At 46.9% G+C, this 26,289-nt stretch carries 14 protein-coding genes and 1 tRNA gene; 4 read left to right on the top strand and 11 right to left on the bottom strand.

Annotation, left to right across the window (positions count from 1 at the left end; translation table 11 throughout):
* Positions 1 to 5 precede the first annotated feature (5 nt).
* The 6 genes from murF to BUA34_RS00050 are packed head-to-tail and all read right to left on the bottom strand — an operon-like array spanning position 6 to position 6,469.
* Entirely contained in the window at positions 6 to 1,391 is a 1,386-nt protein-coding gene (gene murF / locus BUA34_RS00075; protein WP_072826720.1) for a UDP-N-acetylmuramoyl-tripeptide--D-alanyl-D-alanine ligase, read from the bottom strand.
* Entirely contained in the window at positions 1,385 to 2,800 is a 1,416-nt protein-coding gene (locus tag BUA34_RS00070; RefSeq protein WP_072826718.1) for a UDP-N-acetylmuramoyl-L-alanyl-D-glutamate--2,6-diaminopimelate ligase, read from the bottom strand. Before BUA34_RS00070 ends, murF begins: the two co-directional genes overlap by 7 nt.
* Positions 2,800 to 4,686 (bottom strand): penicillin-binding protein, encoded by a 1,887-nt coding sequence (locus BUA34_RS00065; protein WP_072826715.1) that lies wholly within the window; start codon positions 4,684 to 4,686, stop codon positions 2,800 to 2,802. Before BUA34_RS00065 ends, BUA34_RS00070 begins: the two co-directional genes overlap by 1 nt.
* Positions 4,679 to 4,945: a hypothetical protein gene (locus tag BUA34_RS00060; protein WP_254794247.1), complete on the bottom strand. Its 267-nt coding sequence runs from the start codon at positions 4,943 to 4,945 to the stop codon at positions 4,679 to 4,681. Before BUA34_RS00060 ends, BUA34_RS00065 begins: the two co-directional genes overlap by 8 nt.
* 47 nt (positions 4,946 to 4,992) lie before the next feature.
* A complete protein-coding gene (gene rsmH, locus BUA34_RS00055; RefSeq protein ID WP_072826711.1) occupies positions 4,993 to 6,006 on the bottom strand; it encodes a 16S rRNA (cytosine(1402)-N(4))-methyltransferase RsmH in 1,014 nt (337 codons plus the stop codon).
* On the bottom strand, positions 5,996 to 6,469 hold the full coding sequence (locus tag BUA34_RS00050) for a division/cell wall cluster transcriptional repressor MraZ (RefSeq protein ID WP_072826709.1): 474 nt from the start codon (positions 6,467 to 6,469) through the stop codon (positions 5,996 to 5,998). Before BUA34_RS00050 ends, rsmH begins: the two co-directional genes overlap by 11 nt.
* 242 nt (positions 6,470 to 6,711) lie before the next feature.
* Here BUA34_RS00050 and fliB point away from each other — a divergent pair, with 242 nt between their 5' ends.
* Positions 6,712 to 7,752: a flagellin lysine-N-methylase gene (fliB, locus tag BUA34_RS00045; RefSeq protein ID WP_072826696.1), complete on the top strand. Its 1,041-nt coding sequence runs from the start codon at positions 6,712 to 6,714 to the stop codon at positions 7,750 to 7,752.
* 139 nt (positions 7,753 to 7,891) lie between these two features.
* A complete protein-coding gene (locus tag BUA34_RS00040) occupies positions 7,892 to 8,443 on the top strand; it encodes a TlpA disulfide reductase family protein (protein ID WP_254794246.1) in 552 nt (183 codons plus the stop codon).
* A gap of 255 nt (positions 8,444 to 8,698) precedes the next feature.
* Here the strand turns inward: BUA34_RS00040 and BUA34_RS00035 are convergent.
* Positions 8,699 to 8,772, bottom strand: a tRNA-Arg gene (locus BUA34_RS00035).
* Positions 8,773 to 9,003: 231 nt separating this feature from the next.
* Between BUA34_RS00035 and metF the strand changes: the two genes are divergently transcribed.
* Complete coding sequence (metF, locus tag BUA34_RS00030; RefSeq protein ID WP_072826692.1) at positions 9,004 to 9,894, top strand: methylenetetrahydrofolate reductase [NAD(P)H]; 891 nt, start codon at positions 9,004 to 9,006, stop codon at positions 9,892 to 9,894.
* A 49-nt stretch (positions 9,895 to 9,943) separates the two neighbouring features.
* Here metF and BUA34_RS00025 read toward each other — a convergent pair whose 3' ends face one another.
* The 4 genes from BUA34_RS00025 to BUA34_RS15800 all read right to left on the bottom strand — a co-directional run bounded on the left by BUA34_RS00025 (position 9,944) and on the right by BUA34_RS15800 (position 25,512).
* On the bottom strand, positions 9,944 to 14,257 hold the full coding sequence (locus BUA34_RS00025; protein ID WP_083579687.1) for a collagen-like domain-containing protein: 4,314 nt from the start codon (positions 14,255 to 14,257) through the stop codon (positions 9,944 to 9,946).
* Positions 14,258 to 14,471: 214 nt separating this feature from the next.
* A complete protein-coding gene (locus BUA34_RS00020; protein ID WP_139255838.1) occupies positions 14,472 to 19,049 on the bottom strand; it encodes an FISUMP domain-containing protein in 4,578 nt (1,525 codons plus the stop codon).
* 103 nt (positions 19,050 to 19,152) lie between these two features.
* Positions 19,153 to 21,465, bottom strand: a complete 2,313-nt coding sequence (locus BUA34_RS00015) for an OmpA family protein (RefSeq protein WP_072826686.1) — start codon at positions 21,463 to 21,465, stop codon at positions 19,153 to 19,155.
* A gap of 21 nt (positions 21,466 to 21,486) precedes the next feature.
* Entirely contained in the window at positions 21,487 to 25,512 is a 4,026-nt protein-coding gene (locus tag BUA34_RS15800; RefSeq protein WP_175545395.1) for a hypothetical protein, read from the bottom strand.
* Positions 25,513 to 25,759: 247 nt separating this feature from the next.
* Between BUA34_RS15800 and BUA34_RS00005 the strand changes: the two genes are divergently transcribed.
* On the top strand, positions 25,760 to 26,289 hold a 530-nt coding region (locus BUA34_RS00005; protein ID WP_072827158.1), incomplete at its 3' end, for a hypothetical protein.

Here is a 26,289-nt window from a genome sequence, read left to right as displayed (position 1 = left end):
CTACCTTAAAATCTGAGCACCGGCACCATGTGCAACAGAGCATCTACAACTCGTTCCATGTGCATGCCACGGCTACCCTTCACCAAGACAACGTCACCTTCGGCAACCGTTTGGCTCAAGTGAGTCACAGCTTCATCGACAGTATCAAAATGGAACACATTCTTCATGCCGCGAGACTTTGCGCCTTCGACATACTTTTTCGCATCGTTTCCGACAGCAAGGAGCAAGTCAAAATTCATTTCGGGAACCATGGCACCAATCTGCTTGTGCAAATTGCCGCTTTCCTTGCCGAGTTCAAGCATGTCGCCGAGTACAGCAATACGCAAGCCTGCAACTTTCATGTTGCCAAGCGTCTGGAGAGCCATCTTCGTCGAAGACGGATTTGCATTGTAGCAGTCCGAAATAATCTTGAAGCCGTTTGCCAACTTCACTTCCATGCGCATGCTCGTGGATGTAAAACCTGCAAGAGCCTTGGCAATATCGCCCTTCGGGATGCGGAAAGCTTCGCCCACGGCAATAGCAGCAAGAGCGTCATAAAGGTTGTGGTCACCCGGAACATTCAGCGTAAAGTGCGTACGGCCGACATAGAAATCAGCACAGAGGTTTTCGTTCCACTTGAGCTTTTCCGGCTTGATGACACCTCGGCGCACACCGAACGTCACGACCTTGTAATTCTTGGTAGCCTTCACCTTGCAAAGACGTTCATCATCGGCGTTCACAATCAGCGTGCCGCCCTTCTTGAGGCCAGCCACAATGTTAATCTTTTCATTGAACACGCCATCCAAATCGCCAAGGCGTTCCAAGTGGCTTGCGCCAATGTTCGTAATCACGGCAACATCCGGTTCCGTAGCCAAAGAAAGCGGACGGATTTCATCCGGGCCACTCGTACCCATTTCGACAACAGCGGCTTCGTGACTGTGCTTCAGCTGGAACAAAGTCATCGGAACACCGATATGGTTGTTGAAGTTACCCTGCGTGGCATGGGTATTGTACTTCATGGAAAGTACGGCCTTCGTCATTTCCTTTGTAGTCGTCTTGCCGTTACTGCCGGTAATAGCGACCTTCTTCAACTTGAAAAGTCTTTGATAGCCCTTAGCAAGCTTCAAGAGAGCCTTTGTCGTATCATCGACCGGAGCGTACATCTTGAAATTCGGATCGATAGCAGTTTGGTTTACAACGCTCATCAGAGCTCCATCCTTTTCCATTTGAGATACAAACTGGTGGGCATCAAAACGGGCCCCTTTAATCGGCCAAAAGACAACGCCCTTGGCTTTTTCACGAGAATCCATGCAGAGATTCACCTTGCGTTTCAAGGTGCGAGCCGGAACGCCGACAGCTTCGGTTTCCAGAATCTCGAGCATTTCGCCAATTGTCAAATCAAGCTTTAGCATTGTTCCATAGCCTTCATCGCAATTTCACGATCGTCAAAATGATGTTTGGTCTTACCAATGATTTGGTAATCTTCATGGCCCTTGCCTGCAATCACAAGCCAGTCGCCACTCTTGAGTTCCGCACAAGCGCGATTAATCGCTTCTTCGCGGTTTTCTACAACTTCAAACTTGTCCGTCGTCATGCCAGCGCGAACGTCAGCGATGATGTCGGCAGGCTTTTCCGTACGCGGATTGTCCGACGTGAGCCAAGCCTTGTCTGCAATGCGTTCGGCAATGCCACCCATAATCGGGCGCTTAGTCTTATCGCGGTCACCACCGCAACCAAACACGGTCGAAAGCTTGCCGCGGCAAAGGCTACGGGCCGTATTCAAAACACGTTCAAGAGCATCCGGCGTGTGGGCATAATCCACAATCACGTGCTTGCCATCCTTGCTCCAGACCTTTTCAAAACGTCCCGGAACGCGGACATTTGCAATGGCCTTACGCATAGCATCTTCAGGGAGTGCAAGCGCATGAGCCCAAGAAAGCACCAGCAACACGTTATCTACGTTAAAGTCGCCACAAAGCGGAGTTTCAAACTTTTCCGTTGCAAGCATCGGAAGCGTAAATTCAAGACCATCTTCCGTGCTCTTCACTTCGCCAAACGGCTTTACATCGGCCTTGGCCTTACCCAGTCTCGAAACAGCCACCTTGCGGCAATCGAGAGAATTGAAAAGTTTTTCGCCATGTTCATCATCAATATTGATTACGGCGACACCATTTTCGGCAAGGTACTTCGTAAAGAGCAATTTCTTTGCTTCGAAGTAAGCGTCCATCGTCTTGTGGTAATCAAGATGATCTTGCGTCAAGTTGCTAAAGAGTCCGCTTCTGTAATGGATACCCGCAACGCGTCCCTGGTGGAGCGAATGTGAAGAAGTTTCCATCACAAGGTCAGTACAGCCGGCGTCTACGGCGCGGGCTGCAAAAGCATAAAGGTCCAAAAGACCCGGAGTCGTAAGCGTCGCAGGCACGGACTTGTCACCAATCTTGTTCAAGATGGTGCCAAGGAGGGCCACCTTGTGGCCCGCGGCTTCGAGCATCGCGTTCATAAGGAACGCGCTGGTCGTCTTGCCGTTCGTGCCGGTAACCGCATGGCAAGTCAACTTGCTAAACGGATCCTTGTAAAATATCCTTGCGGCTTCAAGACGTGCTGCCTTGACGTCAGGTACCTGAATCCATTTAGACGTAAGCCCTTCCGGAGCAATCGTCTCGCCCACAACAGCCACGGCGCCAGCCGCAATTGCACTACGGGCAAATGCTTCGTACCCTTCCGTCGGAACGGAGAAGAACAAATTCCCCGGTTTCACACGGCGGGAATCATCGCAAAGCCCCGTCACGGACAACTTTTCCATAAGTCCTTCCGAAATCATCAGCTTTTCTCCTTTAAGGTCAACTTGCAAATCGCCCCCTTCTGCAAAGTTTCTTCTGCCTTGGGTTCCTGAGCGACTACACGTCCCTTTCCTGTATATTCAACATTCATGCGGATGTTCCCCATTACTTCGAGAGCATCCTTTAAAGAAAGTCCTTGCAAGTTCGGCATACGGCTTGCCACCGCGTCACCGAGCAAAAGCGTTTTTCCATTGACCAAGCCCGCATCGACACGTTCCGAAATCACGCGGAGTCCCTTGCCTTCAAAGCGGACAGGGCAACGATGCTTCTTTGCGTATTCCTTAGCCGAAGAAACGGTCATTCCCGCAAAATCCTTATCGCACGGAGAACCCAGCTTTACCTGCTTTAAGTTATGTGCAAGCGGGGAAAGCGCCGGATGGTAATAAATCCCTTCCATGATGCGGCGGAAAATCGGGCCTGCAGTAAGGCCACCCACATGTTTTCCTTGCGGGTCGTCCACAAGCACCAAGCACACATAGCGCGTATCTTCGGATGGAGCAAGACCAATAAACGAAGCCACCTGGGAATTACGGTCATAAGAGCGGGTCAAGTGATTGTACTTTTCAGCCGTACCCGTCTTGCCGCCAAACAAAACATCCGTAAGTTTCTGCGATGCAACACGCTTTGCCGTACCACTGTTCACCACGCGATTGAGCATCTTGCGAATCGTTGCGGCCGTCTTTTCAGAAACAACTCTGCGGAGTTCTACCGGCTTGTTCCTTTCGACAACATCACCGTTAGAATTGCGCCATTCCTTTACAATCTGCGGGCGCATGAGCTTACCGCCATTGGCAATAGCGGCATAAGCCATCACCATCTGGATCGGCGTTACAGAAACAGCGTGGCCAAAGCCCATCGTCTTTAACGTTCTGTCGTCACGTGTGAGTTCCGTCGGCGTCAACAGTCTGCCGTTTTCTTCGCCTTCGTAATTATCAAAAGCTCTTGTGCCAATACCAAATGCGCGGGCCATTTTAAACAAACGTTCAGCACCCACTTCAGAGGCAATCTTTGCAAATACAATGTTCGAAGACTGCACCATCGCTTCGCTCATGTCCATGTCGCCATAAACGTGCGTATCGCAAATCTTTTCGGATCTCGGGTTCCACTGCCAGCAACGTCCTTCGTTCACAAAAATCTTGTTCGGGCTAACGGCATTATTTTCAAGCGCCGCAGCAGCCGTAATCACCTTGAACGTAGAGCCCGGTTCATACGACATCGAAATGATTTCATTTTTCGACATGCGGCCGACACCCTGATTCTTGGAGTTCGGGTCAAATGTCGGGTAACTCGCCATCGCAAGGATTTCACCCGTGTACGGATCCACGACAACAGCGCTCGCGCTCGTTGCCATAAATTCAGCAACACCGTCCTTCAAAGCCTTTTCGACGATTTCCTGCATGTTACGGTCAATCGTCAAAACAAGATTCAGGCCAGACTTTGCTTCGACCACGTTCTTCGAGCGGTAATAAACTTCACGGCGATGCACATCCTGCACGCTCACGCGAAGCCCTTCATCACCACGGAGGCTATCGTCGTAAATTTTTTCCATGCCCATGCTGCCGATACCATTATAGCCCACCTTGCCTACAATCTGCGATGCAAGCGAGCCCTGCAAGAACAAACGACTATAACCCAAATTGTCGCTCGTATCGCGCATGCTTTCGGCAAACACAATGCCATTACGGTCCATAATCGAACCGCGTTCCGCATACAAGTTCTTCGTATGCGTCACCATAGACTTTGTATTCACCTGATAAAGATTGCGGTTCATCACCTGGATATCAAACGTCTGGAAAACCAAAACGACAATCGTGCAAAGCACAAGGCTCTTCAATATGAACAGGGGATCTGCGCCGTATTTATTCATTCGACTCCCCCGTTATCATGACTTTTACCGGTACCTCGTAAAGACCGAGGCCCGTCTGTTCCGCAAACTTTGCCAAGTGGCTCATGGAAGTAAGCTTGTTGATTTCGTAATCCTTCAAAAGAATTTCACGATTGAGCAAACTTGCCTTTTCCCTTAATCCATAGAAAGTGCCATAAAGACGGTTGATGCGGTTCTGCATGTACACCGGGAACATGCACGCTGCCGTAATCATGAGAACGAACAAGAACACAATTCTCATGACACCGCCCCTTCCGGAATTTACTGACAAATTCTGCTCATCCTTAGTCATACTCTTTCATAAATCCTAAGCTTTGCAGAACGTGCCCGACTGTTCCTGTTGATTTCATCGGCCGAGGGCAAAATCGGCTTACGGTTCACTTTCTTTAAACGTTGGTGGTTTCCACCGCACATGCACACCGGCAAATTTTCCGGGCAAATGCATGCTTTTTCAAATTCAGCAGCAGTTTCCTTGACGCAGCGGTCTTCCACGGAATGGTAGCTCATGACGACCAAACGACCGCCCACCTTGAGGCAGTCTACCGCAGCGCGGATGCTATCTTCAATCTGCTTGAGTTCGCCATTCACTTCCATGCGGATAGCCTGGAACACGCGAGCCAAAAGGCTATTCGCGTCACGGCGCTTGTCCGGGAATACGGCTTCAACAACGGCCTTGATATCGCTCGGGAGCACATCGCGGCCTTCGGTGGCAATTTCTCCCACTTTTTCCTTGATGCGGGTCGCGAGTTTAAATGCACGATCCATATCGGCATTCTTGCGGAGTGCAGCCGCAAAATCATCTTCGCTTACCGTGCGGAGCCATTCCTGTGCAGATACATTTTCACGACGATCCATACGCAAATCAAGCGGATTGTCGCCAACAAACGTAAAACCACGGCTAGAGTCATCTACCTGATGGCTGCTGATGCCGAGATCGTAAAGGACGCCATCGAGTGTATTTGGCGCAATTTCATTTCCGAGTTCGCTAAACGGAACCGGATGGACAATAAACTTCGGTGCAACATTAGCAAGACGCTTCGTTGCAAACTGGACCGCTTCATCATCGCGGTCAAACGCATGGAGCGTGCCCTCGGAATTAAGCTTTTGGGCAATAGCGTAAGAATGGCCGCCACCGCCAAGCGTGCAGTCCGAATAGGTGCCGTTCGGCTTGATGTTCAAGCCTTCAAGGCATTCCTTGAGCATTACCGGATCGTGATAGAATTCTCTCCCTTGAACCCCTGCGACCGCGGCTTCCGAAATTTCATTTACATGTACTGACTTGCGGAGATTGTTATCTGCCATTATCCCCCTCCGTCAAGCCTTCACCATAGAACGCGGCATCGAAAGCTTCGATTGCTTCATTTGTCTGCAATCCATACTTTTCGTTGTAACGTTCAGGATTCCATAATTCGAGAGTCTTACCGCGGGCCTGGACATAAAGAACTTCGTCTTTAAGGCCGGCATACTCCAATAAAATCTTGGGGAGTAAAATGCGATTCTGGCCATCCATCTCCACAACTGTGGGGCTGAGGCCTCTCCGAACTAAATCGGCTTGACGGCGGTCGGACCTAGCATCCAAGTCCGCCATGAATTTCTCAAACTCGGATAGGACGAACAACCGGAGGGTGCGGTCCGGGCCACGAGTGACCACGAACTCATTCCCTTCGGACGCCGAAAGCTGACGACGGAATTCCCTAGGGAAGGAGGTCCTTCCCTTTCCATCGATCGCCGTTTGGGCTTGTCCTATGAAAGAAGTGAAATTCATATTTGACACATTTTACCACAACACTTATCACACGTGGTAAATATACCCACTTTCACCCACGGTGGCAACATGATTCAGGGGTCGAGCTTAAAAAAAGCATACTTTTGGCCCTAGATGTGCAAAATTTTACACAGAAATTTGCTCATTTGAGCAAATTTTTAAAAATTCAAGATAATATTTACGTAAGAAATTTGTTAGAAGTGGATATTGGTTGGCAGTCATCGAATTCCTAATTTTATTCCATGCTTCTTCGTGTTCCTGATTTTTACGATTCGTTCCACTGCATCGCAGGCAAATGCACCGACACTTGTTGCGTAGGCTGGGAAATCGACATCGACGACGAAAGCGCCAAGCGCTACGCCAAAATCAAAGGTCCATTCGGAGAAAAGCTCCGCGAAAACATCGAGGACGGACACTTCAAATTGAGTCCTGGCGACCGCTGCCCGTTTTTAAGGCAAGACGGACTTTGCGACATGATTTGTCATCTCGGCGAAGACAGTCTCTGCGACATTTGCCGAGAGCACCCCCGCTTTGTCGAAGTCTACGGCGACATCATGGAAAAAGGGATTGGCCTCTGTTGCGAAGAAGGCGTACGCCTACTGCTCGAAAGCAAAAGCACCACAACCTCGCCCATTGCATTTGTCGAACGCGAAATCGATGACGAGCCAGACGACATTCCTGACGATGCACTCGAAGCCCGCGATGCCATATTTGAAGAACGAAATCATTTATTCAAAATTCTCGCGAATCACGGCAAACCTCTTAATGATCGGCTAATCGAACTACTTGACTTTGCCGTTGAAACAAGCGGCTTTGAAGATTTTGAACAAAGTTTTAACAGTAATCCAACAGAGTCAACCGATAGCGCAAGCAACACAAAAATTTCGAACAACATCCTCGGGTCGTGGATCGAAGTTTTGAGCAAAGGCGAAAGCTACGGGCCCGCTTGGGACAGCGCGTACAAAGAGTTGTTACAAAGCTCAACCGGTATGAGCGTCGGACTCTTCACCGATAGCGATGGTGAAAAAATCATCGCCTATTTGCTGTTCCGTTACTACGAAAAAAGCCTGTTCGACGGCAATAGCCTTACCAAAGTCGAATTCGCCATTTACTTCTGGATTATAGTGCAAAAATTAGACTCCTTTTTAACCAAAATCGATGCCATAAAATTACTGAGCAAGCAAACTGAATACTCCGAAGAAATCATGGGCATTTTAGAGGAAGAATTCATGGAAAATCCGCTATTTTCGCCGGAGAATTTCAAGAGAATCTTGAGAGAATAGCGTCACCGCCCGAGAAACGTTATTTTTTACATTATTTTTGCCTTTTTTTGACGAAAATCACAATTAAGGCCCTTAATTTTTGGTATTTTACAACTGTTTAAATAGGATTCCCAGGGATTAACCCAAAGTCTTTAGGAGTATGAGAATGTTAAGTCGTATTTTCACATTGATCGCTTTTGCTGCAGCAATGAGTTTTGCACAGTTTGCACCGGAACCGCAAGTTGCCGATATTAAATTGATGATGGATTCCAAGACTGAGCAACCCATGAAAATGGACTTTTCCAAGCACCTTTCGGGCATCAGCGATCCGGGCATCATGTTCAGCCATTTTGCAAACCGCCCGCTGCTCATCTACTATTTCAGCCCCAAGTGCCCGCACTGCCAAAAGCACTTCCCCGAAATTCAGAATCTCATCAAGGAATATGAAGCCAAGGGACTTACGGGTATTGCCATCGGTCTGAACGGCGGCATCAAGAAGAACGACATACGCCTCTTCATTGACCAGTACCACGCCGTCATTCCTGTATTCCAAGACACGGACAGCGAATTCGGACCAGCTTATGGCACCGGCTACATTCCGGTCGTCTACCTGGTGCAGAAGGACGGAACGTTCTACCGCTACGAAACTTTGAACGAAGCGAACATGAACCATTTGCGCGCTACGCTCAATACCATTTTGAAGAAGCAGTAAAAACAACCGAACTTTTTTAAGTCACCCCGGCCACCGTGCCGGGGTCGCCTTTTTTATGGGCTGTCGGCGGGAGGCACAAAGCACTGTTGCGTCGGCGGGAGGCTACTCGGCCTTTGCCCGAGTAGTTCTTGCTGGGGCTCGGTCATGGGCAAGCAAGCTTGCCCGCGACACTCGCCCCGCGCAATAATCGAACCCATAAATGGGTTCGACCTCCCGTAGGTATGAAAAGAGGTCCCACAAGGGGACCTCTTTTCATACCGTCGGCGGGAGTCGAACCCACGACCCGTTGCTTAGAAGGCAACTGCTCTATCCAACTGAGCTACGACGGCGAGACCTTTTTTCAAGGTGGGTCATAATATAGCAAATATTTTGATTTTTCGTCAATTCTCGCACAGTCCTTCCCACAATCTCTCTAAAAAATTACGTAATCCCCATTGCCATTATCGGGAGTTTTATCTACATTTATGCATGAATTTAAATATTTGCATAAACCTGTAGCGCAACGCATGGCATTGCCCCGCAAATCAACAGCACAATGCCGACCGTTGCACGGAGATACAATGAAGATTATCGACATCCTGAAGCAAGACAAGATGAGCCTCTCCTTCGAGGTGTTCCCGCCGAAGAAAGAAACGAGTTTTGAAAACGTTAAAGCAGCTACCGAAGCCATTGCTAAACTTAACCCCGCATTCATGAGCGTCACATACGGCGCAGGCGGCGGCGTGAGCCAGTACACGCTCGAAATTGCGAAGAATCTCAAGTACAATTTCAACATTCCGATGCTCGCCCACCTCACCTGCATTTCGAGCACCAAGGAAACTATCCACCAGCGCATCGAAGACATGAAGGCCGCCGGCATCAAGAACGTGATGGCCCTCCGTGGCGACCTCACTCCGGAACTCATTGCAAACGGTCGCAGCGATTGCGACTACCACCACGCTGTGGAACTCATCCGCGAACTCAAGGCCGCTGACGCTGATTTTTGCATTGGCGCCGCATGCTACCCCGAAAAGCACCCGGAAAGTCCAAACCAAGCCGAAGATATCAAGCACCTCAAGGAAAAGGTCGAAGCAGGCGCAGACTTTCTCACGACGCAGATGGTCTTTGACAACAACCTTTTCTTCAGTTTCCTTTACAAGCTCCGCGACGCTGGCGTGAACTGCCCGGTGCTCCCCGGCATCATGCCCATCACAAACGCGAACCAGGTCGAACGCGCCATCAAGCTTTCGGGCTCCTTCATGCCGCAGCGCTTCAAGTCCCTCGTGGACAAGTTCGGTAGCGATCCGGACGCCATGAAACAGGCGGGCATCATCTACGCCACCGACCAGATTATCGACCTCTATGCCAACGGCATCACGAACGTCCACGTTTATTCCATGAACAAGCCGGACGTCGCCGAAGGCATCCTCAAGAACGTCTCTGCCATCCTCGGCAAGAACTTCGCGGGGTAATTTAAAGACAAGATGCAAAAAGACCTAGCTTATCGCTAGGTCTTTTTCGTTATTCCACTTTAACCCATTTGTAGTCGGGATTTTCTTCTTCCCCCAGATCTTGGCATTTGTAAGTATAAGCGTTTATCCGCTGAGTTTCACCTAGATTTTCCGCAGAACACTCATACCCAGCCTCTTCTAGGCTAGCCAATTTCCATTCACTGTGAACACTACCTCCTTCAGACGTCCTCGACTTACAGATATAGGTATACGTCTCTTCATTTTCTTCATCATACTTTAAAAGGTTTTCAGCGGCACGCTGCGCATTGCAAATACCGAGTTTTAAATCAAGTTTATCGGCACTTATCCATACATAATACGTTTTTCCATCATCCGCCGTAAATTGACGAGCATCACACTTGTATTGTTCACCGCCAAAGGTTTTAACCTCTGCTTTTTTCATTACAGATATATCGCACGGATAATCATATATTGTCACCAGACGCCAATCAGTTTGTTCTTTACCAAGAACCAAAGTAGTTTCACTAGAATTAATCTGAATTACCGTTTTGAACACGACTCTTTCCGAGAATCCGTCAGCAACAGTAGTTGCAGAATAATCAGACATGTAGCCAAGAACATTTCGCAGATCTTGTAGAGAAATTTCAGGATTTAGCCCTTCTGTGCTCAAGCCTCTGACTTCTTCGACAGAAGACCCCTTGCATTCACCGCTAACACAATGATAGACTTGATTGTCCTTATACCAAGCCATGAACACATAATAGCCATCTGCAATATTCTGGTCGCCTGCATAAACATTCTTAATATACCCAGCAACATCGAGCCATCCCGTTTTCTTATTGTTGTTTTTCACATAAAGAGTTTTCTTATATGTGCATTTTTCATCAAATTGGTACTGGGGAGGAACATATTCGCTTTCAACCTTATGTACTGCCTGAACTTTATTACTAATAACAGTTCCATCAATCGAAACATCGTCTACACAATAATCGTCCAATGAAGCTACAGTCCATCTGTGAATTCTATTTCCATCAGAATCCTTCTTGCCGCAAATATAATATTCACCTTCATGCGTGATGATCTTTTCATATTGCGAGCCATAGCATTCCTTTCCGTCAATGAATTCATTTCCGAGAGCACGGGTCCAATCATGAGCCGTACCCGTTTCCACATCCGTACGGCATATGTAATTTTCGCCATCAACAGTCAACATGTCTGCCAGGGTACTATTGACGCAGGGCTTTTCAAATGTAATTTCATTATCAGAAGCATAAACCCAACGATACTGATTTTCCGTCAGGTCCAAGTCGCACTTGTAATAAATTGTATAATAGTTAGTTCCAACCGGTTCAGGTATATTAAACTGGGCAAGACCTTTTTGAGATTTCATCACAGATTCATCGCAAGCACCCAAAGCCTCGTCCTTAGTAGCAATCTGCCAACTATGGTTGTATTTACCCTTACAGACATAGACAATATTTTGATAGGTTTTCTTTACGCCATCGAGTAAAGCATCACAAACGCCAATTTTCAAATCAAGGTCATCGGCCTGCATCCAGTGATAACGATATTCACCATTATCATTGTACAACACATAATCGCATTTGACATTTACCATTTGACTTGCATAAGCATCACCGTACTCGTCCTTGGCATAATCAGCCTGATAAACCTTATGTTCTTTCATCTTATCGGCGGTGCAAATGCCAAGATCATTTTCATAGTCTCCACGCATACGCCATGTACCGTTATCACATATATAATTTACACTAGACATACCATTCGGAGACTTGACTACACCTGTTTTTCCATTGTTCTTTTCACCACATTCGCCCAAAAGGTATTTAGGAGCCTCGTTCACATCAATCACTTTCCAGCCATAAGCAGAAGAATTTGAAGCCTTTTCACAGACAACATATTGCGGACCCGAATAGCCATAACCAGGATTGAGAGCGGCAAGTTTCTGCGGAGCGGCGCGATAGCCTTCTTTTCCGTCACCGGCATAAATCATTTCACCATACTGAATTCTAGCAGTCTTTACAAGGCCAGTCTTTTCAAAAGTGTTGTTTTCGGAGCACTGTTCTTGCACGGCATATTCAACCATGTCTACAGGAACCTCTGTAAATTGATCTTTTTTACTTTCATCGCAGCGATAATAACTGTAATCTTTTTTAAGATACTGGCCAGCAGATTCACACTGGGCAATCTTTTCCACCCAAGCATACGAGCCATCTTTACCCTTTTGACAAACATAAGTCAAGGTATCTTGGATTTCTGTAAAAGGAATTTGAATAATTTCACCTTTTATATTTTTCTCGCAAGGCGTCAGCATGCTATTAATGTTTTCTTTCAAATCATTTATGCTGGAAAAAAACTTATAACTCGGCACAGGAATCCAAAGTCCACTAACCGACTCAAAGAATACAGTGTATCCATCACTTACAGACGAAATGAAAGGAATATTCCCTCTTTGGCTAGCGTCATCAGGCAACTTATATGTCCGAGCCAGCGCTTTCTGTATAAATTCATATTCGAAAGGTCCAAAATAATCGGAAGGATTATTGCCAGATTCAAGAGATTCCATAAATGACATAACAAGAAGGTCAACAAAAAAGCGCTTTATACTATAACCATCATATTCACCCACTGTCATTGGTTCATAGAACCCACCAGTTCTTGCAAACATCTTCTTAACTGTTTCATACAAGAAATCAGGGGAGCCGTAATAAGACGGATAATCCAGGGCCGATAACCAGTAATTTTCAGCAAGTAGCTCCTTCATCGAAACAGTCCGCATCGTATTGTTTTCAAAAGACTTTGTATTTTCATCGAGGCCGTAGAAATCAGCCAGTTCGTCGTTAGCCAGTTTTCGCGCCTCATCCCACGATTTGCCTTCAGTAAGCAAATTTTGGACACGGGCCGCCTTGTAATCCGAAAGGTGGTTAAACACAACCGTATCGCCAGCACTCAAATCAGCAAGGGAATTGAATACAACCGTTCTATAGTCACCATAATAGCCCAAGTCCACACTGACTCGAATCTGCACATACGGACTTTCAAGATTCGTGATGGAAATATCGCCTTCAAGCAAAGCCTGGTTACTATATAAGTTATATCCTCCTCTAAAATAATTAGCTCTATCATCCGTTACAATCTGGAATAAACTCTTGCTGGCCGAAGCCATGTCATAGACAAAGCTCTTACCCGTCAATTTGAAATCCTTATCCAGTTCAAACACGGTCACTTGAGCCATGTTGACGGGAACAGACATCGAAGGCATGGAGGACGAGCCACCAATCGCTGCCTTCGACAAGGCGTTCGCGTAACTCGGTCCACTCGACCTGGATCTCATCGGATAACGGAACAACATAGAGACATTGTAAACTTCGGTGAGGTTTTCACTCACGACAGTGAACGGGATTTCCATCTTTGTTTCGGCTTCGCCGCACTTGATGGTCACGGTGATGATACCCTTTTCATTGTTGCGTTCCGTATCGACGATTTCGCATTTTTTGTTTTCAAGTTCAGCGCTCAAGCTGCTGTAAGCGTCGCTAAACTTGTCATCGATATCTTTGCCATACTTGTCCGTGACAGAGCTCAAGTTTTTAAGGGCATCTTCGATATCCTTTTCGTTCTTGGCGGAGGCACTGCTCAGGTTCTTGAGGGCGTTGTCAATTTCGCTCTGGCTCTTGGCGGAGGCACTGCTGAACTTGCTATCAATATTCTTATTGATGGCGTCCATATCGGCATCCTTACCATTGGTACCGTTAGTGCCGTTTTTGCCGTCAGCTCCCTTCAGGGATTCAAGCCATTCCTTTTCGGTACCCGTGAAACCGTTATCCTTCGCGATTTCGTAGGCGGACTTACCATTCGTTCCGCTAGCTCCGTTCGTTCCGCTGGTTCCATTTGTACCATTAGTTCCGTTTGTGCCATTCTTGCCATCGGTACCATCTTTACCGTTGGAGCCATCCTTACCGTTCGTGCCGTCTTTACCCTTATCACCTTTTTCGCCCTGGTCCCCCTTTTCACCTTTTTCGCCATTTTTCACGATACCGATAGATTCACCATCGCAAAAGATTTCGAAGCCGGACTTATCTTTAAGCGCCTTGGATTCGCAGCGGTAATTGACGGCCTCTTGGTCGTTCATGGCAATCCATTCGCCATCAGAGCACACGTACATCGTCGCTGTAGACTTCACAAAAGCCATCGAGCCTTCGGATTTATCGTTACAATCATCCGGATCGAGAGCACTAACCATCGAAAGATTCTGGTCTTCACCAACAACACTATCGTCGCCGCAACCTGCATAGAATAAAGAAACAGAAGCAGCCATCAGGGTAAATTTTAAGTACCTAGACTTCATTATGACTCCATTACATTTAATGTTTTAATTTTTGTATTTTTTTTAAACGAGGCGAAATTTAGCTCATTAATGCCATTTAGTAAAGAGATTAGGGCATAGCCCATTTGGGTTATACGACGGGTGATATGGTATTAGTCGATACGATTTGGATTGCAAAAAGACCTGGCGGTAAGCCAGGTCTTTCAAAATTTATGATGGATAGTTTTTTAGGTTGCTAGTCCTTGATGCAACGGACGGAAAACCAGTCAACATTGAAGCCAGTGGTCAGTTTCACGTAATCATTGGCACTGGTCAATCTTATAAGGAATGAATCGTCATTACTATTTTTTGTAGAAGTCCAGAAGTATGCATTAGGGTAGTACTTATCATCGCTGTCATCGTAATAACCAGCAGGCAACGCCGAGAACAAGTAAGTATCAGTGCCATTCCAGCCTTTATCTGCCTTGAGATACTGGCCCACCAAGTCTTGAGGATAGCGTTCACCAAATCCCTTAAAATAATGATTATCCACGTTGGAAGCAAGGATTCTCCACTCCGTTGTATCCGGCAAATGCCAGCCTGAGGGACAAATATTCTGTAAGTCTGTCCAAGTGTACAAGCGACCGTAGACGTCACAATTGCCACCTGACGTTTCGCTTCCGCCACCGCACTTGCTGTTTTCCGTTTCGTAGTTCAGGTTTTGAGCCATCCAAGTCTGTGCATTTTCACCATCGCCGATAGTCACCTTTCTGTAAACGGTCACGCTACCATCTTCACGACCATCACAGAAGTGGTCCGTAGCATCAAACGAGACATCGTCACAAGTCGGTTTTCGCCATGTTCCGTTATCATACTTATACCAATTTTTCATGTACTTGCACACTTCCGTCGTTTCATACGCCTTACCGCAAGCTTCCTGTTCATCCTTGGCAACTCTCAGTTTGCCATTCTTGCAGATAAAATCATGAACACGGTCTGTCGTACCCTTGATGGTATAGTCATACAGCAAGCTAACAATATCCTTATCGGTGCAGCTATTGCCACTAATCAACTGCGCTTCTACCGCTTTCTTATCGGCTGTAGTTATATTATCGTCATTCCATCGGTATGTATTAGGAACTTGCGCCCAAGAAGAAGCCGAACCAATCAAGAGGTATGTCGTGTTGTCCCCCGGAACGTCATCGCAAATGCCGTGGCAGCTCGTTCCACCAGTTAAATTTTGACCATGTGTAGGGCACCATTCCTCAGCGGTTACAGTTTGCCAATCATGACCATCATCGGCATCCAAGCAAACATATGGATCAGAGACGGTTCCAAGAATGTTCGCAGTGCAGGCCTGTCCTAAAAGTCGTTCTTTCGCGGAACCTCTAACCCAAGCGCAGGATTTATAAGCATCCCCATCCTTTTCGCAGTCGCACTTGTACTCAACATCCTCGAACTTCTGCCTGTTCTTCGAATCATCAGCCATCACAGTCTCGGTGCATGCGCCAAGGATATCGTTAAGTGTAGCTACATGCCAATCATTTCTCTTTGCGCTTGCGACATAAGTCTTCTTAATTTCGGCTTCAGAGAGTTGCACTTCGACTTCAAAGGCGATGGTTTCGACTGCATAGGCACCCGCACTAACCCTATTGTATTCGCCCATGTTGCATATGATATTGAGCAACTCCTGTTGTTGGCTGGAAGAGCTGGTTACAGCAAGCCTTGCCTTTACTGCATCGACAGAGGACCCGTCACACCAATCACCACAATAGTAAACTTCATTATCATCCGTATAACCTTCCATAAAGATAACGAAACCACTTTCGGTTCTATTATTTCCAACAAACGTCCAATTATCAATCCACTCGGAAGTCCCTTCTTCGGTATTTTTTCTTACGTAAACCGATTCTTTGAATTCACACTTTTCGTTAAAGGTTAATTCGCCAAGGTTTTCGTCAGCAACTTTCTGTGTTGTAGGAACGACGCGGTCACCCACGCAATAATCGTCAGCAGTAGCATCACGCCATTCATGGACGTGATTGCCTTTGTTATCAAGACGATTTTTTCCATTTTCATCTTTTGCAGTAACGCAGATGTAATCATTATCTTCAGAGAATAAATTCTTATCAACATTGCCGTAATGGCAAGCTTTCCTTGCATAATAATCATACGAATCAGCATCAATCCATTCGTATTTATTTTCATTATCAAGGTATTCGCACTTCATATACCGAGAACCAGGAACATCCTTGACAGCCCCCTGTTCCATCACAGATTTAGTACAAATACCAAATTCTTCATCCCAACCGTTCAATTTTCTCCATTTTACACCATCGCATACATAAGTCATGCTGCCGGTTGTCGTAGCGTTTTCCGCATTCTTAATGTCAAACGGTTTTTCTTTTCCAACATTTTCAGCATTGCATGCACCGAGGTAAAGCGGAGAAGACGGATCATTTGCAAGTTCTTCCGGAGTCTTACCGTTCTGTTCCGCAAAAGAGCTAGAAGAATTTGCAACAGAGCTCGAAGATTCCCAAACAGGAACAAGTTCAAGATCATCGCAAGTAGAAGAAGCTGATAGATCACATTCAGCTTCTACGCACTCATACTCTTGAATTTCCCCGTCAAAGAACGCCGATCCCTTATCTCCTTTATTACGGCCCAAGCATATATTTTCAGGATCTTGCCAGTAGCATTCTCCATTGTCGCATACACAAACGGCATTATCATCAAGACCTTCAAAGCTATAGAAGAAGGTCGAATTAACAGCGTCAGCATCGCAAACTTTTTCCACCGTTGCAACACCTACAGCCCAAAGTGTTACAGGATACCAAACTTGATCGTTTTCGATATATTCAAAGTAATGGAAATATCCCCCTTTGACATCAGACTTATACACCTTGCTGCTATAGCCAGACGGATTATTGAAAACCTTTGCGTCTTCGACTTTAAGCTTATAGGCTTCCACAAATCCATTCTGCAAAATCTTGTAATAGACGGCATCCGTACCACTCCAGACATTCGTTTCAGCAGTATAGTCGCCATGCTGCATTTGGTTCCACTTGAAGAAGTTCGCGTCGATAAGCAAAGCGAGGTAGTCTACAAAGAACATGCTGCGATCTTCGCCAGCGTATGTCGTCGTGATTGCCTTGTTGAAGTCACCATTTTCGGCAAAGACATTGCGGAATGCGTTATAGACAGCGTTAAATCCCGGAGTCTTGCTCTTCTGGTCGATGAGAGCCATCACCCAAGCGATGCTATTAAAGTGTTCGAGCAAGCCAAGCTGATCCGGTACAAAGTGTTCGAAAGACGGATATTCATCGCTATCCTTATTTTGCAAATAAAGTGCGGCAGCAAGTTCCTTGTTTGCCAACTTGCTAGCTTCGGCAAAATCGTTACCAGCATCCACCAAGTTCTTTACACGAGCAGCCTTGTAGTCCGTCAAGAAGTCCACAACAACCGTGTCAGCATCTTCGGACAAATCCACATAGGCACTGTAGATAACATCCGTAGCATTAGAACCGAATCCGCCAAAAGAACTGAACGCGTTGTTGGTCAAGTTCAACTTTATACGGAACTGAGCAACAGGGGTCGTCAGGTTCCTCACATCAAGGTCACCTTCAAGGCGCGCAACCTTGTATTTCACAGTCCTTTCATTAGCTTCTTCGATAGTCACCAAAGAATGATTTGCCGTTGCAAAGAGGTCCGTAACAAACAACTTTCCAGTCGCATCGAACTTTTCGTCGAGGTCCGTGACGGTCAATTCCGCATGGTCGCCACCCTTGAGGTCCTTCCAAATTTCTTCGTAGATGTCTTCGGAATCCGTTTCCTTCGTGGCCTGCACCGGGAAGCGCACCACCACATGCTTCTTATAGACTTTGGCGAGGTTTTCGTTCACGACCGTGAACGGGAATTCCATTTCGGTTTCGGCTTCGCCGCACTTGATGGTCACGGTGATAATAGCCTTTTCATTATCGCGATCCGTCTTGGTGATTTCGCATTTTTTGCCATCGATTTCAGAGTTCCAGCTGCTGTAAGCATCATTGAAACTCTTATTGACATCTTCGCCAAACTTGTCCGTTGCGCTGCTCAAATTCTTGAGAGCTTCATCAACATCATTCTGGTTCTTGGCAGAAGCAGAGCTCAAGCTGCCGATAGCATCGTTAGCATCTTTCTGACTTTTTGCAGATGCAGAACTCAAGTTGCCGAGAGCATCATCAACGTCTTTTTGGTTCTTTGCAGAAGCAGAGCTCAAGTTCTTGAGAGCCTCATCAAGTTCCTTCTGATTCTTGGCAGATGCAGAACTCAAGGCATCCTTGATAGCCTTGTTGATTGCTGCCGTGTCGGCACTTACACCATTTTGACCGTTGGTGCCGTTAGTACCATCTGTACCGTTATTGCCGTTGGTACCATTTTTACCATCGGTTCCATTCTTTCCGTTATTACCTTCTTTACCATCGGAACCGTTTTTACCATCAGAACCATTTTTACCGTTGGCGCCATCCTTACCATTATTCACAACGCCAATTGTATCGCCGTCGCATATAATGGCATATCCGGACTTGTCCTTAAGTTCCTTGGATTCGCAACGATACTTGATAGCATCCTTGTCGCTCATGGCAACCCATTCACCGTCCGTACAGGCATACATCGTGGCCGTCGACTTGACAAACGCCATGGAGCCTTCACGTTCTTCGTTACACTTTTCGTCTTTCAACGAATTGACTGTAACAAACTGGTCTTCGGAAACTAACACGTCATCACCGCAGGCGGTAATGCCAAGTGAAACCGCAAAAGCGGCCATACCTAACTTAAGGCATTGTTTTTTCATACCACTGTTTTCCTGGTTCATTTTTATTTGTAAAGAAGGTATTTTTGTAAAGTTATAAAAAAAAAGACTTTGCTCGAAACGAGCAAGGTCTTTTTTGTGAATATTACGGATTAGCAGCAGGTGCTGCCGGGGCCGGCGCACTTGTCTTCGCCGGCGCAGCTTCTGCTGCAGGCTTCGGCGCTTCCGCAGGCGGAGCGGCCTTGGCCTTGATTTCTTCAGCCTTCGTTTTCACTTCGGCTTTCAGTTCTTCAACGGCCTTAGCGGCTTTTGCCTCAATTTCCTTTTTGCGCCTAGAACCAGCCTTCGATGCCGACCTCACCTTCTTTGTCGGATCCACTTTGAGTTTCACCTTCACTTCGGGCTTAGATTCCGGCTTCACCTCGGACTTTGTCGGAGGCGGCACGGCTGTGCTGTCGTTCAAAAGCGAATCAGACGGTGCAGCCACGGTGCTATCGCCTTCGGTGTAGTAACCGAACGGGATGAGTTCCACGCGGCGGTTCTTGGCACGGCCTTCGTCCGTTACGTTATCAGCAATAGGCACGCGAGTACCAAAGCCGATTGCACGGAGACGTTCGCCAGGAATACCCTTCGACTGGAAGTAATCCGTCACAGAGTGAGCACGATCTTCAGAAAGCTTCTGGTTGTAATCTTCAGTACCCACGATATCCGTATGGCCCTGGACTTCAAGTTTCACTTCCGGAATCTTTTCCAAGAGAGCGATAATGTCATCCAAAGTCGGGTAACTGGACTTCAAGAGCTTTGCCGAGTCGAATTCGAACTGGATACCCTTCTTGAGGTAATCCAAGTCTTCCTTACGACGCAACGGGCAACCACGCTTATTCACCTTGATTCCCGGGAGCGTATTCGGGCACTTGTCGCGGTAATCCGGCACGCCATCCTTATCGGTATCAAGCGGGCAACCATCAGCATCCACGGCAACACCTTCCGGCGTATTCGGGCACTTATCCGGTCCATCAAAGACTCCATCCTTGTCGGTGTCGAGCGGGCAGCCAACAGAATCAACCTTGACTCCCTTCGGCGTATTCGGGCACTGATCCTTGTAATCCAGCACGCCGTCTTCGTCCGTATCGAACGGGCAACCGACGCTGTCCACAGGCACACCCTTCGGCGTATCCGGGCACATATCCTTATAATCATAGACGCCATCTTCGTCCGTATCGAACGGGCAGCCGACGCTATCCACAGGCACGCCCTTCGGCGTATCCGGGCACTTGTCAAGACCGTCAAAGACCTTGTCTTCATCCGTATCGATACCGCAGCCGTCTTCGTCCACGACAATCGGCGGGAACGTATCCGGGCACTTGTCCTTGCGGTTCTTTACGCCATCGTTGTCGTCGTCACCGTCAAAGCCAAACGTCCACGTAAGCTTTGCGATACCGGCAATAAGCGGCTGGGACACATAGCAATAACTGGCGCGGTAGCCATTTTCACCCTTGTACTTGATCTGGAAATCCTTGCAGTTGTCCATGGCATCTTTTCGCTCATAGCCATCAACAAGGTTCCCAATACCGATATCGATACCAGCAGCAAAGTCAATGTTGAAGAACGGAATCTTCACATTGATACCCGGCGTGAGTACCATCGGGTCGGTAATCGGGCTGAACGGATACGCATCGTTACCAAAGCGCATTTCGCCACTGAATTCAAGGAACGGCTGGAAGTAATCATTCACGAGCCAGTTCACGCCTGTGCTATAGACAAGCGTATTCGAGGCATCGCCAAAGCCGATCATGAGTCCAAGAGAAGAATTCCACGTCAGCGGAACTCCCTTCTTGGTATAGTCTACGGCGACAACACCCGTAAGGCCGAGCATTACGCTGTTTGCCGTGTAGGCATACGTCGGGCCACCTTCGTTATCGAGGAACCAGGCGTGACGCGGACGCATACCCACGCCCTTCCAACCGGTCGGGAGCGTAAGGTCGACAACAGCTGCGGTCGTCATGTAATCCGGGCCAAACAAATGCGGTGTGCGGTACTTGGCATAGAACTGCAAGTCGCCGAGGCCACCCTCGCCCATGTGAGCGCGGATAGCTTCACCGGAGTAATCCTTCGCGTGGTCATAGTAAATCGGGAGACTTACAGAAATGTCCAAGTCATCACGCAGACCGAACGTGAAGTTGAAATTACCGGCCAAAGCACCGTCAATACGGCCCTTTTCCATGCGGGCATCCCACACATCGAGATGCTGGGTACGTCCAAAGCGGTCCGTAAACAAGGCGCCACGAGTATAGCCCCAGTTATCGGTTGCTATGGTACCACCCGTACCCACACGGAAGTGGAAAAATCCAATCGTATTCGCATCTTGCTGGTGGAGGCCGGTTTTACCCCCCAAGAGACCGGTCTGAGCAAAGACCGCCGCCTGCGCAAGTGCGAGAATCAAAGCAAGTTTTTTCATACTGTTAGATTATCTCAGCGATTAGACTCCATTACCCCAACTCCATCCTCCAGTATACAAGCCACAGTACCCAACCAACGGTTGTCCATCGGGTTCAACACCTTCAGGCCATGTTAAACCAGACGGAGCAAAGCATGTTTCATCATACACATTATATTCCCATTGCTGACAGCCGGCATCATCCTCTGCACAATCATTAGGATGTTCTACAGCAGCAATTGCTTCGTAGCTACATTCATCCCAGCCTCTATTGAATTTCAACTTCTTGTCGCAATACTGTTCAGCCGTAGTTATGGATGCATCCATTTTCCATTCACCATCAGTCTGGTCGCAATAGAAGAGTTTATTATTCACGTAAGGTTCGCCAAAAGCACAGTCAAAGCTAGAAGATGCACTTGCAGGTTCTTGACCTTTTATGTAGCAATGTTTATTCTTCGTAGCACAGTATTCCTTAACGGTATACCACTTGTCAGAATAGGGTTTGTAAGAAAGAGATACATCGTCATAATAGCTGTCATAAGTGCTGCCGGCAGCAGTTCTAATGTACTTAGGAGCACCGTTTTCATTGCACATTCTGTCCCTTGTTGTAGAAGACGAAGAACCATTATCATAAACTAAATAATCAAAGTTTGCATTGTAAGAGCAATAATCATCTAAACCAAATTCATGCCAATCGTCTCTGACAACAGAAGCGACAACCTTAGTTTTCTCGGTTGCACCCGGGAGCAGAACTTCCGTGACAAATTCGATTAAGGAAACATGTTCTGCAGTTTCTTGCTTGTAATCAGTCATATTGGCGAGGAGGTTCAACTGTTCCATCGCGGTAATGCACGTTTCTGCATTATCATCAGTGCATGAACCCGGTTCAGCAGGAGTCAAGCCACGGATTGTTTCAACAGAAGTTTCTTTACAAGTGAAATCGTTCCCTTCGTAAGTGCAGAAATAGATCTTATGATCCGTATAGCCATCCATGAATATATAGTAGCGATCACCAGAAACGATACCAGAACGGTCGCTGTACACCCAGCTGATATACCCTTCTACGTTCATCCAATTCAGGGAAGTACCCTCAGAATTACGGACATAGAGCGTTCCATCGAATTCGCACTTTTCTCCAAATGTTTTGCCACTAAGATCTTCGTTAGCAACAATCTTCTTTGTCGCAGAGATGTTGTTCGTCACCGTACCATTGATTTTCACGTTGTCCTTGCAATACTCATCCACTTGAGTATCCATCCATTTGGGAACATTGTTTCGATCATGATTGCAAGTTTTATAACCGACACCATCACTTCCTTCTTTTTCATACGTAGCGATGTCACCCTGATTGTCCAAAGAGCAATGTTGATCACCAAGAAATTCACCATCATATTCTTCACTCCAGGAATGAGAAGAAGTTGAACTACCTGGTACGTATTCTCGGCAGATATAATGATTGTCACCAACTTTTTTAACTTCATTTTTACGAGCTTCAACACAAGCTTGATTGAATTCAACATCCATATCGCTAGCAGAAACCCACTTATAAAAATCTACTCCGTCACCGTTAAAGACATGATCGCACTTGTAATAACCATAGCCGGTCATCGTAGAAAGCATAAGCTCCTTCAAATTGAGCTTCACGAAGTTTTTCTCATCATTCTTCATGATTTCTTCATTGCAAGCACCAAGTGCATCGGCAAGGATTTCTTCATCGTTCTTGTAGACAGAAGATGATGAAGCAGAAGACGGAAGTCTCTTTTCTTGCAAAGAACAGACTTCGTCAGAGCCTTCACAACGAGGATTCTGCACGCACTCAAATTCATAGGTAGCCCACGGTTCAGACCCATGTTCCCTAGTAAAGCCTGTGTATCCTTCTTCACGACCTTCGCAAGCATCCACCAAGTTCCATGCGCAATAACCATCATCGCAATTGCACTTTAAGCTGAAATCAAGCTTTTCAGAAGTCAAGGTTATAATCTCACCTTTTTTTGCAGATGTACATTGACCATTTTCAGCAGTAGCTGCTACGGTTTCTATAAAGTAATTACCACTACTTACAACCGGGAACCATACTTCCTGCTTGGTATCGTACTTGAAGTAGGTAAAATAGCCATCATCAACAGAAGTCTTCTGGATCTTGTAACCATCTTCAAAATCCGTTGCAGCCTCTACATCAAGTCTGTAAACCTCTTTAAAGCCCTTCTGCAAAATCTTGTAGTACTTATCGTCCCTGTCGGAATTATAGTCTTCATAGATATAGTCAAAGCACATACCTTCACAGTAATGATACTTATCAAAGTTTGCGTTGATGAGCAAGGCGAGGTAGTCCACAAAATACATGCTCTGTTCACGGCCATCGAACAGCGTCTTCGCCCCCTTCTTGAAGTTACCTTCTTCTGCGAAAATCGTACGGAAGTCGTTGTAGGCCTTGTTCACATTCTTAGCGACATCGGCCTGGTCGACCAAAGCCATAATCCAGAATACGCTATTGAAGTATTCGTTCAAGTCCACTTTGTTCGGCAGATAATGTTCAAACTGCGGGTAGTCTTCGCCATCCTTCTTCAAGTAAAGGGCCTTAGCAAGTTCATCGTTAGCCTGCAAGAGAGCATTTTCAAAATCTCTGCCATTCTTCAGCAAGTACTTCATGCGGGCTGTCTTGTAGTCGGTCAAGAAGTCAATGACAACCGTATCCGTTGCATCGAGAACATTCGGATCCTTGTCGGTCAAGTCCACAATCGTGTTATAGGCAAAATCAACAGTCGAGAAATTGAGACCGCCGAGGTTCATCTTCACGCGGAGTTCCACAATCGGGTTTGTCAAGTTCGTCACATCGATGTCGCCTTCGAGACGCACAACGTTGTACTTCACTTCTCTCTGGTTGACTTCTTCAACCGTCACGAACGGCTGGGAGGCAGAAGCCACGAGGTCAGAGACAAACACCTTACCCGTTGCATCGTACTTCTTGTCGAGGTCGATGATGGAGAGTTCGGAATACTTGCCGCTCTTCAGGTGAGACCAGAGTTCTTCGTAGATGTCGTCAGAATCGGTCTTCTTTTCACTCATCACCGGGAGGCGAACCACCACGTGCTTTGTGAACTTCTTTTCGAGATTTTCGTTCGGGACCGTGAACGGGATTTCCATCTTGGTTTCAGCTTTACCGCACTTGATGGTCACAGTGATGATAGCCGTTTCGTCGTTGCGTTCCGTATTGACGATTTCGCACTTTTTGTTTTCGAGTTCAGCGGTCCAGCTGCTGTAGGCATCGCTGAACTTGTCATCGAGATCTTTGCCATACTTGTCCGTAGCAGAGCTCAAGTTCTTAAGGGCGTCATCGACATCCTTCTGGTTCTTGGCAGAGGCGCTGCTCAAGTTGCCAAGAGCATTGTCAACGTCCTTCTGGTTCTTGGCAGAAGCGCTGCTCAAGTTACCGATAGCGTTGTCAACGTCCTTCTGGTTCTTGGCAGAGGCGCTGCTCAAGTTCTTGAGAGCTTCGTCAATCTGCTTCTGGTTGTTGGCAGATGCAGCGCTCAAGGCATCGTTGATAGACTTCTTGATAGCGGCGGTATCGACACTTACACCGTTCGTACCGTTGGTGCCGTTCGTACCATTTGTACCATTCGTACCATCATTACCGTTGGTACCGTTCTTTCCGTTAGTACCGTCTTTACCGTTGGTACCATCCTTACCATTAGAACCATCTTTACCGTTGGTACCGTCCTTACCGTTGGCACCATCCTTACCGTTGTAGACCACACCGATAGTGTCAGTGCCATCGCAAACAATCGCAATACCGGACTTATCCTTGAGTTCCTTGGATTCGCAACGGTACTTGATGGCATCCTGGTCCTTCATGGCAATCCATTCGCCTTCAGAGCACAGGTACATCGTGGCCTTGGACTTCACAAAAGCCATGGAGCCTTCGCGTTCTTCGTTACACTTTTCGTCATTCAACGAATTGACGGTAACAAACTGGTCCTCGGAAACTAACACGTCATCACCGCAAGCTGTAATGCAGAGAGAAACAGCAAAAGCGGCCAACCCCAATTTAAGATATCGAGAGTTCATACTCATTATCCTATTTTTTTATGTTTTTTTTGTTTTGTGCGCAAAGATAGCTTATTTTACTAAAAATTCAAAGGGAACTTCACATAATCCGTTTGGATTAGTTATCAAGACAAAACGACCAATTTCAAAGAAAAATCAACCAAAATAGTCGATTTGTAAAGAAAATGAGGTCTTTTGGAGCAAAAAAGAAACCAACAGACGCTTTTTTAACTATGCTTTATGTATATTCAAGGCATGGGCATCGTGGATGCTCGAATTTTTAAAAGAAAGGTTAATAATGCTCTCTTATCAAGACGCCTACAAAATCGCGACCGATGTCCACAAAGGTCAACAGGACAAGGCCGGTGGTCCATACATCGATTTTCTCCAGAACGTCGCCGATTATCTTAAAAACAAAGGCGAATCCGAAGATGTCCAAGTTCTCGCTATTTTGCAGGATTCCATTACATCTGCTACCCAAAAAACTCCGGACGACATGATCAAGATGGGTGTTCCGGCCGATATGGTGGACCTCATCCAGAAGATGACCTACCACAAGAACCAGGCATGGATTGACGAATACAGCTGCCACCTCATGGAAAAGGGCGTGCCGGCCGAAGACGCCACCTACGACGCCCGTGAAAAGGACTTTGTACGCTTTGTCGAAACGCTCAAGGATAACCCGACAGCCGCCAAGGCCAAAAGCGCCATCTTGAACGTGCTCATGGACGACAAGTACATCCACCGTCAGGAACGCCGCGAACTCAAGACGAAGTTCCGTCTCAAGAAGTACAAGGC

The sequence above is a fragment of the Fibrobacter sp. UWB12 genome, from assembly GCF_900142485.1.
Taxonomy (GTDB): Bacteria; Fibrobacterota; Fibrobacteria; order Fibrobacterales; family Fibrobacteraceae; genus Fibrobacter.
This window is presented reverse-complemented; position numbering and strand designations above follow the sequence as displayed.